Raw genomic sequence first — 13,659 nt, 5'->3', positions numbered from 1 at the left:
ATCAATTTCCTCCGTTCTCCTCTATGGCATGGTATAAATCTCGTAAAGCTTGGAGAGCTCGATACTGTAAACCACGAATGGCATCTTCACTGCGTTCCATGCGTTCTGCAGTTTCCTTGCGTGTGTACCCTTCAATAATACGTAGTTCGAGAACTTGCCTATGCTGTGTTGAAAGTTTATTCATGAGCTCTTCTACCAAGGCGCGAGCGATCCAATTTTCTTCAGTGGTTGATACATTTTCTGATACAGAAAGAGCCTCATTTTGGCTACTTGCTATCTTCCAGTGGCGATAGCGATCATAGATTAGATGACGAGCGACCTGTTTAAGATATGGATAGGGTGGGTAGCTCCCCGTGTCTTTCTTTAGACAACGAAAATAGGTTTCTTGCGTAATATCTTCGGCCTCTTCTCGATTCTGTAAAAGGGCATAAGTAAATCGATAAAGTTTAGAGACCGTTTGATGGTACCAGGTTTCCATGTTTTGTTCGGTAAATGGGCCTTTCTTTGTGGTCACTTTTTCACCTCCTCAGTTACTAAAACGTAAAAGAAGCTAAAACGTCACGTTAATATTTAAATTTTTGGTAATACCATTATTCCAGAGGATCAAAGCCCCTTAGCTACAGAAAAATATCAAAGTAAGAGCCGATAAAATGAAGCATCTTAAATGGGCATTAAAACTACACTGCTCATGTTTTCCTAATGCCATATGATTCTTTTAAGAAAGACGGGACTAGATATATCGTTTCTTTTGTTTCCATTAACTATTTATTATCTTTCTCCGACTTTAATTATTATAGGTACTAGTGAAGGTATTGGCGATTGGAAGCTTTATGGTTTTCGGGGCAATGTTCATTAGTTCCTTGATCAGGCGGATGCCTATGGTTTCAATGGGAACCATAAGAGTTAGCGTCATGTTGAAACACGTTGAAAAGGTTCGGATTGCCAGAGTAGACTTTTATTGAGCGTTAAGCTATTCTATAGTGAATGCTAATTTTGTAGTGATTGGAAAGGAGTTCATTCTTATGTCAGCCTTCTGGCGTCTTAGATAAGTGCATTTTCATAATAAGTCCGTTAACAGACGGGCCGATTTGTTGTGCACAAATATAAAATGTCGCATGGAGGGCTATAAATGAACATTGAATGGAGAGACCACTTAGATATGAATAAAGATTGGAAAAAGAATATCATTCTCTTTTTGGCTAGTCAGACCATATCGCTCTTTGGATCATCGCTGGTTCAATATGCAATTATGTGGCATATCACATTGACAACACAGTCAGGTGTAATGATGACAATCGCCATCATTTGCGGTTTTCTGCCTACTTTATTTCTTTCTCCGTTTGCAGGAGTATGGGCTGACCGTTATAATCGAAAGACACTCATTATGCTATCTGATACGCTGATTGCCTTATCAACACTTATCTTAGCCATATTTTTTCTCATGGGATATGGTTCGTTATGGTTGCTCTTTGTGACGTCTGCCATACGAGCGCTCGGGGCAGCAATTCAAATCCCTGCGATAGGAGCTTTTCTCCCGCAAATTGTACCGGAGGATAAACTTACTAAGGTGAACGCAACCAATGGAAGTATACAAGCTATGGTTATGCTGGTGTCTCCCATGCTTAGTGGTGCACTGCTAACGATGACTACCATAGAAACTATATTCTTTATAGATGTAGTTACAGCAGCTATAGCAGTTTCGGTATTGTTTTTGTTTTTGCATGTACCTGTTCATGCGAAAGCTCAAGCAAAGCAAACGACGAGCTATTTCGGTGATATGTATGAAGGGTTTACTTACATCAAAAATCATGCGTATATCAAGAGATTCTTTTTGTTTTGCGCATTCTTCTTTTTCTTAGTTGCGCCGGTTGCCTTTTTAACGCCCCTACAGGTTACCCGTAGTTTTGGTAATGATGTTTGGCGTTTAACGGCGATAGAAATTACCTTTTCTATCGGTATGATGGTGGGCGGCGCTATCATGGCTTCTTGGGGCGGTTTCAAGAATAGAATTCACTCGATGACATTGTCTATGCTTGTTACTGGAGCCTGTACCTTTGCCCTTGGAGTTATTCCTATCTTTTGGATCTATCTGATTATTATGGGGTTGGTCGGAATTACTATGCCGCTCTTTAATACGCCCTCTACAGTTTTAATACAGGAGAAAGTTGAGGCGGATTTTCTAGGGAGAATATTTGGTGTTTTCGGGATGATAGCAAGCTCGATGATGCCATTAGGAATGCTTTTGTTTGGACCAATAGCTGACATCATCAAAATAGAGTGGCTCCTTATGGGAACTGGTTTGCTGCTGTTTATTCAGGGGTTTTTCTTACTAGGCAACAAAGTGCTGTTAGAGGCGGGCAAGCCAACCTCAAAACCTGAGCTTATCGATTAAAGTATAGTTTCAAATGGTATTCGAGACTGAAAGTTTGCAGTGGATAGAAGTGAGTAACTGATTGATAGCTTATAGGATAGTTATATAACAATAAGGACTTGTGATCACATTAAAGTGATACAGGTCCTTTTTCTTTTTGAGGTCGGTTTTCTGCAAGACCATGACGGATTTGAATTCCAATGCAATTTTAATTTAAATTTAAGGATTTCCTAAGATTTAGTCCTACTAATTTTTAAGAATTAAACCTTATAATTCAGTTATCCAATATCTGAGGTATTTTGATAAGATACATCACGGTAAGCGGAAGAGAGTTATTTGAAATGTTCTTGAGGGGGAGGGCTAAAGTTGAAGCAGTTACGGATTCTCGTATTCTCTGCAACGTTTGGAAACGGACATTTGCGGGCCGCGGAAGCGGTTATTGAAGAAATATGTATCAAGGAACCTTTGGCAATTGTGACGCATTTGGATTTTGGTGATTTCTTAAGTAAGAGATTCAACAGTGTGGTTAAAAAACTTTACTTTGAGTTGATTAAACATTCTCCAAAGCTATGGGGCAAATTCTATTATCAAACCGCTAAACTACATCCCACGTCAAGGATTCAGCGTTTTTTAAACCAATTGGGTCGTACTGATTTTCTAAAGTATATTCAGGAATTTGAGCCAGATCTGATTGTGTGCACTTATCCTACTATTTCTTCGATTCTAGCTCAATTGAGAATAGAACACATACTTCAGGTTCCAGTGATCACAGTAATTACAGATTATACGGTTCATAATCATTGGGTCCATCCGGGTGTGGACAGCTACATGGTGGCTTGTGAGGAAGTTAAGGAGATGTTAGTGAATGAGGGAATCCTAACGAAACGGATTCATGTGACAGGGATTCCAATCAGTCCAAAATTCGAAGGGAAGATAGATCGACGGCTGATTGCCACCAAGTTAGGAATTATACCAGATATTCCCACTTTTCTTGTGATGGGAGCATATGGAAATTTGGAAATCACAAAAAGAATCTGTAAAAAACTCACAGATTCTCAGATTCCAGTACAGTCGATTATTGTATGTGGGAATAATGAGAAATTGTATCATTCCTTAGAAGAAGTGAATACAAATGCTCGTAATCCCTTAGTCCGTTTAAGGTACGTAGATAACATGGAGGAGCTGATGTCGGTTTCTGATCTAATCATAACGAAGGCTGGAGGATTAACGGTTACTGAAGCGCTCACGAAGCACTTGCCACTATTAGTTTATAAGCCCATACCAGGTCAGGAAAACGAAAATGCACACTTTGTTCAACGTATCGGTGCTGGAAACGTGGCACGTACTGAGGAAGAATTAGAAGAACTGCTGGGTTGTTTTTTGAGTAATCCTCAGGAAATCGAGGAGATGAGAGGAAAGGCGGCGATCGCCTTTCAGGGTCATTCAGCAGAACGGGCTGTAGAAAATATGTTTAAATTAATAGTGAATACAAATATAGATCAAAGATTGGATCAAAGAATTGGTTGATATTTATAAAATGGTCTATTATCTTAGAAAGGAAGAAAGAATGAAAGAGATTCGAAAATATATTAAAAACCTCATGCCCTTTTGTTTAATGTTGTCTATTCCGATTTTAAATATTATCTATTGTTTTCTCAATAATGATAATCGAGGTAGCCATAACTTAGTGACAGATTTAGATCTAGGGATTCCATTTCTAAAGATATTTATTTTGCCCTACTTAATATGGTATTTTTTCATTTTCGGAACTTTAGCATACTTTTGCTGGAAAGATAAAAAAATATACTATCGAACGCTATTGTCACTTAATCTGTGTTTGTTAATATCTTACGGGATATATTTCTTTTTCCAAACTAATGTTCCGAGGCCGGATCTAATAGGCAATGACTTTTTGACTATGTTGATTTCTTTTGTTTATAATAATGATCAGCCCTATAACGCCTTCCCCAGTATTCACGTTCTAACAAGTTTCTTAATGATTAAAGCGATCAATAAGTATTCAGCTAAGAACTATTTAAACGTAGCTCTAGTTTATATAACTGCCATTTCAATAATTCTAGCGACCCAATTTATCAAGCAGCATGTTATTCTAGATCTCTTATCTGCTATAGTATTGGCTGGACTAATTTTTGATCTCGTTTTTTACGTAAACATGGAGGGATTACGCGCATGGCTTAAGGAACAATACTTGTGGTTGATGATGAAAAAGAGATCAGAGATTTAATCACAGAAACAGCCTCGTCTCCTAAAAGGGGATGAGGCTGTTAACCTATCACGGCCCAAATGCCCGCTTGGTCTTGCGGATTAAGGCAAGGGAGCATCAAGAAAGAATTAGATAGGACACGATGGCTGTTCCGACCAGAATGCTCTCTGGAATGACTAACATTCCCAATACTTTATTTAGATCACACTTGAAATACTCAATAGTAAGGGACAGACAGAGGTGCATAGGACTTAGCATTGTTCCAGCAGACCCCGCCATAAAAACCAATACCACCAGTGGTACACTGACATTGCCCCCGGTAGCCGCCATAACAATTGGAAAAGCAATGCCGATGTAAGAACCCGTTTGCCCAGTCAGGAAAGCGAGAAGGAAGGCAATCAAAGCAAATATTAGAAATTCTGGCACGGGAAGGTTTCCTAATAAAGCAGGTAATTCTTCAAAAGAACCGACTGTTTCCATTACCTGTTTAAACAACATAATTCCCCAGATCATAATTAGTGTTCTAATAACTATAGCTTTATGTGCCAATTTAAGAAATGATACTAAATTATATTTGTGTCTTATGCTGAGTACAGCGATAACTATTGTTATGGCCAAAGTAATAGGTACTTTGGCCATAACAAGACTAACTAGTGCAATCACAGGTAGGGTACTAAAGAAAACGTCTTTGATCAGGTTTCGCCTAGTTTCCTTAACTCCATTTTTAGAAGTTATTGCTTCGAGTGTTGGAGAAACTATTGCTAATTCCTCATCAACCTTGATCCTGAAGAGAAAGGGAAGTCCGAGGAAAATTACTAAGATACCAAAAGGCATAAGTCCCAGAAGTACGCGAGTCAGTGGTATACCTGTAATGTTTGAGACTAGGAGTACTCCTGTATAAAGGGGCAAAAAGAATTCCCAGATGTGACGGTAATAGAAGTTGATGAAGGTTTTGTTTGCAGGCGAAACGCTTTTACCCACCGCTTGTTCGACCAAGGGAGCAGAGAAAAGTGCCCCTCCGGCACTAGGCATAAGTCCGATAAAAGCGGGTATGATTGCCATTACGATTCTACGGTCCTTTATTAGCTTAGTTAGTGAGTTGAGCATACGCTCTAAATATCCTTGCTGCCTTAATATTAGCTCAAGAATCATAATCAAAGCTAAAATGACTTCAATTTCTATGGTGGAAGGATCTTTTGTGGCAGACCAAACCATGTTCAAAAAGCCGATTATATCGGTCCCGAACAAAAATGCCAAAATAATCGAAGCCCCAATTACCACATAGACCAATGGAATCTTTCGCCATAGTAGTACCATCATAAGCACAAATACAATCAGTAATTTTGCAGTTTCCATTATAAACTCCTTATCTTTTAAAATAGAGATATTTTGAGTTTATTCGTCATAGTTTTGCCAATACCTTTAGCTAAACCGAAAAATTAAGCTAAATTTACTGAACTTTACATAGTACAATTACATTTGAATCGGTATAATATATAATCTTTTCCACTGTGTAAATAGTGTTTCTTTTTAAGAGGAACTCATCTTCTGTTTGAATTTTACTTATATTTTTCAGACAAGCTCCATCGAAATATAAAGGCCTTCTACCTAAAACAGGTAGAAGGCCTTTATATTACCAGCTGGAAATTGAGATAAGAAGGCAACCTCTAGGGGAATTTAAACTATGATGTAATTTTTAACGTCATGGAAGGTGGTCTTTTTCATGTTCAAACGATTTCTAGCTATCCTCATATCCTTCACCTTCGTTTTTGGATTTACAGCCCAAGTTCGAGCAGCGGATTCCCCCCTTCATCAAGACATCTTAGATACTAAAAAGAAAACTGATTTTGTCGATATCCAGCAAATTATCCCCTCCGTGGATCTGGACATAAAGTATGCAACCACTGATAATTTTACACATACCAAACTATATGATAGTTCAAAAGCATTTCTTCGCAGAGGGACAGCCGAGAAACTTAAAAAGGTAGCTGACGAAGTAGAAGAAAAAGGATACCGTCTGAAAATTTGGGATGCCTATAGGAGTCCTGAAGCTCAGTACGCCATGTGGGATCTCGTACCTGATACACGGTATGTAGCGAATCCTCATAAAGGGTATTCTAACCACTCGCGAGGGTCGGCTGTTGATTTGACGCTGGTGGACATTCAGGGAACTGAACTTGCCATGCCGACGAGCTTTGACAATTTTACAGATGCAGCAGCTCGGACGAATGAAAATGCAAAGTACTTAAAAAAAGTCATGGTCAAGCACGGATTTAAGGCATTGGCGACCGAGTGGTGGCACTTTGATGATAAGGATTCTTATACACCCGCTGATTTTGCCCAGGAAACAACGTCATTTGTAATGCGTCAAAATGAAAAAACTAGTATTAGCATTAGTGCCATTGGAGATGTTACATTGGGCCAAGATGAACGCTATTTATATAAAGGTAGTTTTGATCATTATTACAAATTGAACGGCGCAGGGTATTTCTTCGCGGGGGTAAAGAAAATACTCAGTGAAGACGATCTAACCGTTGCGAATTTAGAAGGAACTTTAACTGAGGCAACAGAAAAACCGGATAAACGGCTGCAAGGTAGCCAGGCCTTTTTCTTTAAGGGAAATCCGTACTATACTGAGATCTTGAAGGATGGGAGTATTGAGGCGGTAAACTTAGCCAACAACCATTGTCTGGATTATCTTAACAAAGGATTTACAGACACTGTATCAACGTTAGACCATGCGGGAATAGCCAGTTTTGGTGATGATAAAATTATGATCTATGAAAAAAATGGGGTGAAGGTCGGATTAATTGGGGTTAACACTTTAGGACCATTGGAAGAAGGGGTTAACTTAGAAAACCTTATGTCAGAGTTAAGGCTTAACATCCAGGCTTTAAAAGAAAGAACCTCATTAATAGTAGTAAGTTTCCATTGGGGCACGGAAAATAAAAATAATTCAACCCAAGGACAGCGTGAACTTGGGCGCTATGCAGTTGACCAAGGTGCAGATTTGGTCCTCGGTCATCATCCCCATGTTATTCAGCCATACGAAATATATCAAGGCAAATGTATAGTCTATAGTCTGGGAAACTTTGTATTTGGGGGTAATTCAAATCCCTGGAATAAAGACACGGAAATCTTTCGTCAACAATTTAACTTTGTGAATGATAAGCTTGTTGGGATAAGTGCTCCGCTTATCATACCCTGCCGCTTGTCGTCGAGTTTTAAGCCAGAGCCATTAAAGTAATCACTTGAAACTCTTTATCTGTCCCTGTGTTTCAAAGAGAAAAAGAAGCCTCTTCTAAAAAGGAAGAGGCTTCTTGAGTGCGCGGAATCTTGATAGAAGGCTCAATGAATAAAACTCCTTACTAGCTCTGCTAAAGCTAGAGACGAGGTTAAGCCAGGTGATTCAATGCCGATTAGATTTATTAAGCCCTTAAATCCACGTTCAACTTCATGACACACAATAAAATCACGTAACGGATCACCGGGGGCCTGAATTTTTGGCCTTATACCAGCCATATCTGGAACAAAATCTGTACATTTAAGAAAGGGCATGTATGTTTTGGCGGCATTGTAAAACTCTTGGGCATGATCTGCATTCACATCATACTCTAACTTTTCTACATAGATAGCATTTGGGCCAAACCTCAATCGGCCATCGAGTGTTTTGGTAGCATGAATTCCAAGGCCCTTCAATTCCTTTAAGGGAGGAGGATAGATTAATCGTGATACTAGAGCTGATTTAGTATTTGAGACACTAAAATATTCGCCCTTACATGGGTAGATGCGGTACCCAATCTCGTCAAGGTTAATCCCCAAGAAAGAAAAGATTTGATCGGAGCTTAATCCTGCACAGTTAATTAACCAGCGACAATGAATCGATTCCAGTTGGCCTGTTGGATTACTGTAGGCTACATCATACCCATTTCCTTTTGAATCCACTCCAATTACTTCATGATTATAGGCTATCATTGCACTATGTTCGAGTGCTAACCATTCAAGTCGTAGCATCAATTTGTGTGAATCAATGATCCCGGTAGAGGGAGATAATATTGCGGCGACAGCGCTGATATTTGGTTCTAATTTTGTGATCTGATCTCTATCAAGTAGTTCAAGATCGTTAACCCCGTTCATTCGCCCCTGAGCCAAAATCGATTCTAATGACTGAATTTCATTATGATTACGAGCAATTATTAATTTTCCTAGGCGTTTATGTGGAATATCCCATTCCCGGCAAAATTCATAAAGAAGTTGGTTACCCTCAACACACAATTTTGCTTTGAGGCTTCCTGTTGGATAATAAATACCTGAATGAATTACTTCACTGTTGCGGCTGGAGGTTTCTTGTCCAAACTTACCATGCCGTTCAAGTAAGAGTAAAGAGAGATTCTTAAAATGTTTAGATAGTTCTGCGGCAACGGCTAAGCCGACAACTCCGGCTCCGATAATAAGTACATCAACTTTTTCCACGTTTATAGTTACCTTTCATTCATTATTGTATAAAAATATTTGAATATCATAGCACTATAAATTGAGTATGTAAAGATAGCACGCTAACCTTGAAGATAAAAAATCTAATCCTTACGTGCAATTTCTCTGTGTTTCTTGCTTACGGTGTAAGTGCGTATGATCCTATCTGTGACTTTAGGGGAGATAAGGATACTAATATAATTAACCTAATCTTAAAGTTGGGTTAATACTGCCATAATGATAGAAGGATATAATTAGTTAAAGAACCCCAAAAAAGCTTCACTCATTGAGATATAACTAAATTAGACGTTAAAGGGGCAATTAAGCGTATGAAAAGTAAAGTAAAAGTACTATTTATTTGTATTCATAATTCGGCAAGGAGTCAAATGGCAGAAGAGTTTTTAAGACTGTTTGGTGGGGAAAAATTTGAAGCAGAAAGTGCTGGCTTTGAGGCTACTGAAATCAATCCTCTTGTTGTTCGAGCTATGAAGGAAGAAGGGGTAGACCTAACTGGCAAAAGAACTCAAAGTGTTTTTAATCTGTATAACGAGAAGAAGTTCTTCGGCTATGTAATTACCGTTTGTAATAAGGCGAAGGAATCAGATTGTCCGATATTTCCAGGAAATCCAACTAGAATCCATTGGGATTTGGAAAACCCAGAAGATTTCATAGGAACTGAGGAAGAAAAAATGGAAATGGTAAGGGAACTGCGTGATAAAATAAAACAGATGGTTCAGCAGTTTATTTATGAGTTCATGGAATAGGTTGCTGCCACCTCTCAGTCTACGGAAAAATACCAACAGCATGGTAAAACTGTTTCAAGAACCCGCCATACAAAAACGGCGGGTTTAAGTGTGTTTGCTTTCAAAGACACCTTAAAATAATTAAAAAAAAACCCTCGTTAACGAGGGGCGAGAAGAAGGAAAGAGAAGAAAAAAGAAGGAAAATGTAGTTTATCTGAACCGCTAAATTAACGGGTTGTTATTTAGTAAGTAGGATACCGCTAGAAGAATCAGTGCGACAAATCCGCCACCCAAAAGGACCTTACCTCTGTCAACTCCAAAGCTATAATTTGTGAAAGAATAAATTATAGTGGCTACTAAAAGTGATACAGCCAGATTACCTGAAATGACACTAAGGGAAGAAAACAACTAGAATCACCCACCCTTTATCATGGACATAGATCGTATGCCTATTTTGAGTCTGGCATCAAGCGATATTTAACCTATATGGGTGCAATAGTCTGCTTATGTCGGGGCGATTTCTGCGGCGTGTTGCCAAATAATCAAGTACACGATCAGGTGATGTGTTAAGAATCTGATGCTCCGAAATCCCAGCCTCATAGACCAAATCGAGGGCGTCGCTGAACTCACCGACTCGGTCCCAAAAATGAGCATCACTCCCCAATATAACGGGACTATTATACTTCACCATGTAACGAGCAATAGATCGGCAATTATCTCGTGCTTCATCCTTATCTCTAATCGTCGAAAGTGAACTATTATTAACTTCAACAGGAATATTCAAACGGGCAGAAGTGTGTGCTATTTTTTCTAGATCCATCTCAAAATCCGGTCGACCAGGATGTACCATCATATCGGTATAGGGATTTTCCATCGCTTTAATATAAGCTTGCGTGTTTTGTTCACATGTCCCACCTGGATAGCAGATAGGATGTAGACCGACGAGGATAAGTTTTAGATACGTTAAATACTTTAACGGCATATCTAAATCGCCTTCGTGGTTCGTGATATTGGCCTCAACGCCAGGTAGTACTTTAACCCCGGAGAGTTCATCCGGAATAATTGACAAGTTTTCAAAATGAAAAAGGTGAGGAGAACCTGGCATACTTGGACCGTGATCTGTCATTCCCAATAATTTTATTCCTCTACGTGAAGCTGCATGTACATTTTCGGTAATAGTGCTGTAAGCATGTCCGCTGGCAATAGTATGGGTATGCAAATCTACCAGTAGTTCCATTTTAACACCTCATTATTTTTAAATTCTCAGGTTATCTACCCGTTTAGTTCATTATATAGTCTAATTGTTAACGGGAAATTATCGTCAAGTTAAGTTTAAGTTAAAGTTGAGATTACCTTCTAGTCTAAGATCTAGAATTTCCCCGTCCTAATTATTTTAGCAAACTCATTTGGCAACTCAGAGGCCTCAATTGCCGAGGCTGTTGCCTCATAATCATAAGATATATTTCGAAAATCAACTGTTACCTTCCTTTGAAAAGATAAAAGTGCATATATAGCTTGCGGCCCCCCATGCTTAGGTTTTCCGACACTGCCTACGTTAATTAACAATTTATCCTTCAAGACCATGCTAAAGGGAAGGTGGGTATGACCACAGATAAGAATATCGGTATCAGCAAGGGTAATGAGTTCACTGGCATAATCTTTAGAGATTTCTTCTGTGACATACTCGTTTAACCTATTTGGGCTGCCATGGACTAGAAGCAATCGTCTACCTTCTATAGTTACTCGTATCTCTTTAGGAAGGCTTCTCAAAAACTCTTTATTTTCTTCAGAGGTGTGATTCTTGGTCCACACGATAGACTCATGTCCTAGAGCTTCAGCTTCAGCATTCTTATAGTCACAACCACAAATAAATCGTTGATAACCAATTCCATCGTCGTAGTTACCCATCACTGTCGGGATATTCTTTTCTCTGATTAAATCAATGACTTCGTTGGGGAACGGGGCATATCCTACTAAATCACCTACACAATAAATTCTGTCAACTTGTTGTTCTTCAATATCTTTTAGCACAGCCTTTAGAGCAACGATGTTGGCATGAATATCCGATATAAATGCAACTCTCACAGTAAATTCCCCCTAGCGTTATTAAGCTTTTCATTATAGTTAAATCCTAAACGTGCTGACCCCAATTTGTAGATCTTGGGCTAAATCTGACAGACTCTGACATGACAAGTTAATCTGATCGATAGAAGAGGTAAATTCTTCGATGGCCGCTGAAACGGTGGTTGCCTGGTCAGCAGTAACTTGGCTGACAGCACCGATGTGCTGAATCCCTGAGACAATTTGTTGGCTTCCGCTCGCCATTTGCTGGATGGAAGAGGTGATCCCACCTACTTGTACAGAAACTTCAATTACCATATGTAATATATCACTTAGACCAAGGCCTGCAGTGTTTAGCACTTTAATTCCATCGTTCACGTGAACTTCTTCTAAATCCATAGCTGAGATAACACGACTGATATTATCCTGGTTTAGAACTACTAAAGCTGTGATTTGTCCAGTCGCTACTTTGGCTTTTTCAGCCAACTTACGAACCTCTTCAGCCACCACAGAGAAGCCGCGACCATGCTCGCCAGCACGGGCAGACTCAATAGCAGCGTTTAAGGCTAGAAGATTTGTTTGGTCTGTAATACCAGCTATTATACTAGCGATGTCCGCTATTTCTTCGGAGCCCTCAGCCAGTAAGGTGATAGTTTCTTTAACGACTTGAGTATCTCTGCTAATGTTGCCCATATGGGCAATGGCCTGAGTAAGTGCCCTTTGCCCATTTTCAGTAGTTGTGGTTGTTTTTGAGGTTAGGGTTGTGACGCTCTGACCAGCCTCGGCTACCCTTTGAATGTTAACGTTCATTTGCTCCATCGCAGAGACGGTCTCATTGACTGCACCAGCTTGTTTTTCAGTACCCCCTGCCACTTCGCTAATGGATAGCGCTATTTGGCCAGAGGCATTTGAACTCTGTTCCGTAATATTTAAAAGCTGGTAAGCTGAGGTAGCGACGTCCGTTGATGATTCGGAGACTTGTCTGACCAAGCCCGCCAGACTATCTGTCATAAGATTAAAAGCCTGGGCAAGTTGTCCAACTTCGTCTTTGGAGGTAGTTTTTAACTTGTTCACTCCAAGATTTCCGGAGGCAAGCTCTTGAACGTTTGTTAGCATTATTTGTAGAGGTTTGGCGATGGCGCGGGCCACCAATGCCCCAATGATGAATGCCAGAACCGCAACGGCAAGAGGGAATCCTAGCAGAATCTTCATTGTTTGCGCAGAATTAAGATTTTCACGCATGATGGTGCTTTTGGCTTTCTGTGTGTTAAAGTCTACAAGTTCGGCAAGTATGATTTGAATAGTATCTAAGTGTTTAGTCGCGTTGCTAGAAAAGTAGATATACGCTCCTTCTTTGTCCCCACTATCCATTAGAGAGACTACCTTTTGCCATTCGTTACTGTATTCCACCAAAGCGTCCCTTACATTCGCGAGTTTGCTGGTTTCAAAAGGGTCTTTGGCAAGGGGGGTATAGCTGTCAAGGGATTCGTTGGTTAAGCCTTTCAGTACTGTAGTTTGAATGAGGAGGTTTTGCTTCTTAGAAGGGTCAAGAGAAGCTAAGATAAGTTCAACGTTTATACTACGTATCATGCGCATATTGGCATTGGCTTCGTTGATTAATTTGACAGAAATTAGAGCATTGGAATAAGTGTCATTCATGGTGACTTTAGATCGATTATAAATGAAATACCCCATTAAGCTTAAACCAAGCATGAAAACTACCATGACGAGGACCAGAGCGTTAATCTTATAAAACATTTTCCAGTTATAAAACCATTTCATTAACA

At 39.5% G+C, this 13,659-nt stretch carries 11 protein-coding genes; 5 read left to right on the top strand and 6 right to left on the bottom strand.

The window, feature by feature from the left end:
- Position 1: 1 nt before the first annotated feature.
- Entirely contained in the window at positions 2 to 514 is a 513-nt protein-coding gene (locus E4K67_RS04570; RefSeq protein ID WP_243454332.1) for an RNA polymerase sigma factor, read from the bottom strand.
- A 645-nt stretch (positions 515 to 1,159) separates the two neighbouring features.
- On the opposite strand from E4K67_RS04570, the gene E4K67_RS04560 reads away from it, so the two are divergent.
- The 3 genes from E4K67_RS04560 (at position 1,160) to E4K67_RS04550 (ending at position 4,616) form a co-directional block, all read left to right on the top strand.
- A complete protein-coding gene (locus E4K67_RS04560) occupies positions 1,160 to 2,392 on the top strand; it encodes an MFS transporter (protein WP_135545882.1) in 1,233 nt (410 codons plus the stop codon).
- Between the two features lie 345 nt (positions 2,393 to 2,737).
- Positions 2,738 to 3,898: an MGDG synthase family glycosyltransferase gene (locus E4K67_RS04555; RefSeq protein WP_135545254.1), complete on the top strand. Its 1,161-nt coding sequence runs from the start codon at positions 2,738 to 2,740 to the stop codon at positions 3,896 to 3,898.
- 49 nt (positions 3,899 to 3,947) lie between these two features.
- Positions 3,948 to 4,616, top strand: coding sequence for a phosphatase PAP2 family protein (locus E4K67_RS04550; RefSeq protein ID WP_420841526.1), 669 nt, complete (start codon positions 3,948 to 3,950; stop codon positions 4,614 to 4,616).
- A gap of 96 nt (positions 4,617 to 4,712) precedes the next feature.
- Here E4K67_RS04550 and E4K67_RS04545 read toward each other — a convergent pair whose 3' ends face one another.
- The gene (locus E4K67_RS04545) at positions 4,713 to 5,951 is read right to left on the bottom strand and encodes a DUF401 family protein (protein WP_135545252.1); all 1,239 of its coding nucleotides are present in this window, start codon (positions 5,949 to 5,951) and stop codon (positions 4,713 to 4,715) included.
- 367 nt (positions 5,952 to 6,318) lie between these two features.
- On the opposite strand from E4K67_RS04545, the gene E4K67_RS04540 reads away from it, so the two are divergent.
- Positions 6,319 to 7,842: a CapA family protein gene (locus E4K67_RS04540; RefSeq protein ID WP_135545251.1), complete on the top strand. Its 1,524-nt coding sequence runs from the start codon at positions 6,319 to 6,321 to the stop codon at positions 7,840 to 7,842.
- A gap of 101 nt (positions 7,843 to 7,943) precedes the next feature.
- Here the strand turns inward: E4K67_RS04540 and E4K67_RS04535 are convergent, their stop codons facing one another.
- Positions 7,944 to 9,068 carry an NAD(P)/FAD-dependent oxidoreductase gene (locus E4K67_RS04535; RefSeq protein WP_135545250.1) on the bottom strand — a complete coding sequence of 375 codons (1,125 nt, stop codon included), beginning with the start codon at positions 9,066 to 9,068 and terminating at the stop codon, positions 7,944 to 7,946.
- Between the two features lie 329 nt (positions 9,069 to 9,397).
- Here E4K67_RS04535 and E4K67_RS04530 point away from each other — a divergent pair, with 329 nt between their 5' ends.
- Positions 9,398 to 9,832, top strand: a complete 435-nt coding sequence (locus tag E4K67_RS04530; RefSeq protein ID WP_135545249.1) for an arsenate reductase ArsC — start codon at positions 9,398 to 9,400, stop codon at positions 9,830 to 9,832.
- A gap of 445 nt (positions 9,833 to 10,277) precedes the next feature.
- Here E4K67_RS04530 and E4K67_RS04525 read toward each other — a convergent pair whose 3' ends face one another.
- The 3 genes from E4K67_RS04525 to E4K67_RS04515 all read right to left on the bottom strand — a co-directional run bounded on the left by E4K67_RS04525 (position 10,278) and on the right by E4K67_RS04515 (position 13,654).
- Positions 10,278 to 11,048 carry a phosphatase gene (locus E4K67_RS04525; protein ID WP_135545248.1) on the bottom strand — a complete coding sequence of 257 codons (771 nt, stop codon included), beginning with the start codon at positions 11,046 to 11,048 and terminating at the stop codon, positions 10,278 to 10,280.
- Between the two features lie 131 nt (positions 11,049 to 11,179).
- Complete coding sequence (locus E4K67_RS04520; RefSeq protein WP_135545247.1) at positions 11,180 to 11,896, bottom strand: metallophosphoesterase family protein; 717 nt, start codon at positions 11,894 to 11,896, stop codon at positions 11,180 to 11,182.
- Between the two features lie 39 nt (positions 11,897 to 11,935).
- Positions 11,936 to 13,654, bottom strand: a complete 1,719-nt coding sequence (locus E4K67_RS04515) for a methyl-accepting chemotaxis protein (RefSeq protein ID WP_243454331.1) — start codon at positions 13,652 to 13,654, stop codon at positions 11,936 to 11,938.
- Between the last annotated feature and the right edge of the window lie 5 nt (positions 13,655 to 13,659).

It is taken from the genome of Desulfosporosinus fructosivorans, from assembly GCF_004766045.1.
GTDB lineage: Bacteria > Bacillota > Desulfitobacteriia > Desulfitobacteriales > Desulfitobacteriaceae > Desulfosporosinus > Desulfosporosinus fructosivorans.
Note: the sequence above shows the minus strand (reverse complement) of the source record. Positions and strands in the feature narration are given on the sequence as shown.

Coding starts and splice junctions, on each gene's coding strand:
- E4K67_RS04545 (WP_135545252.1), bottom strand. CDS start 5,951: ATGGAAACTGCAAAATTACTGATTGTATTTGTGCTTATGATGGTACTA.
- E4K67_RS04525 (WP_135545248.1), bottom strand. CDS start 11,048: ATGGAACTACTGGTAGATTTGCATACCCATACTATTGCCAGCGGACAT.
- E4K67_RS04560 (WP_135545882.1), top strand. CDS start 1,160: ATGAATAAAGATTGGAAAAAGAATATCATTCTCTTTTTGGCTAGTCAG.
- E4K67_RS04515 (WP_243454331.1), bottom strand. CDS start 13,654: ATGAAATGGTTTTATAACTGGAAAATGTTTTATAAGATTAACGCTCTG.
- E4K67_RS04530 (WP_135545249.1), top strand. CDS start 9,398: ATGAAAAGTAAAGTAAAAGTACTATTTATTTGTATTCATAATTCGGCA.
- E4K67_RS04540 (WP_135545251.1), top strand. CDS start 6,319: ATGTTCAAACGATTTCTAGCTATCCTCATATCCTTCACCTTCGTTTTT.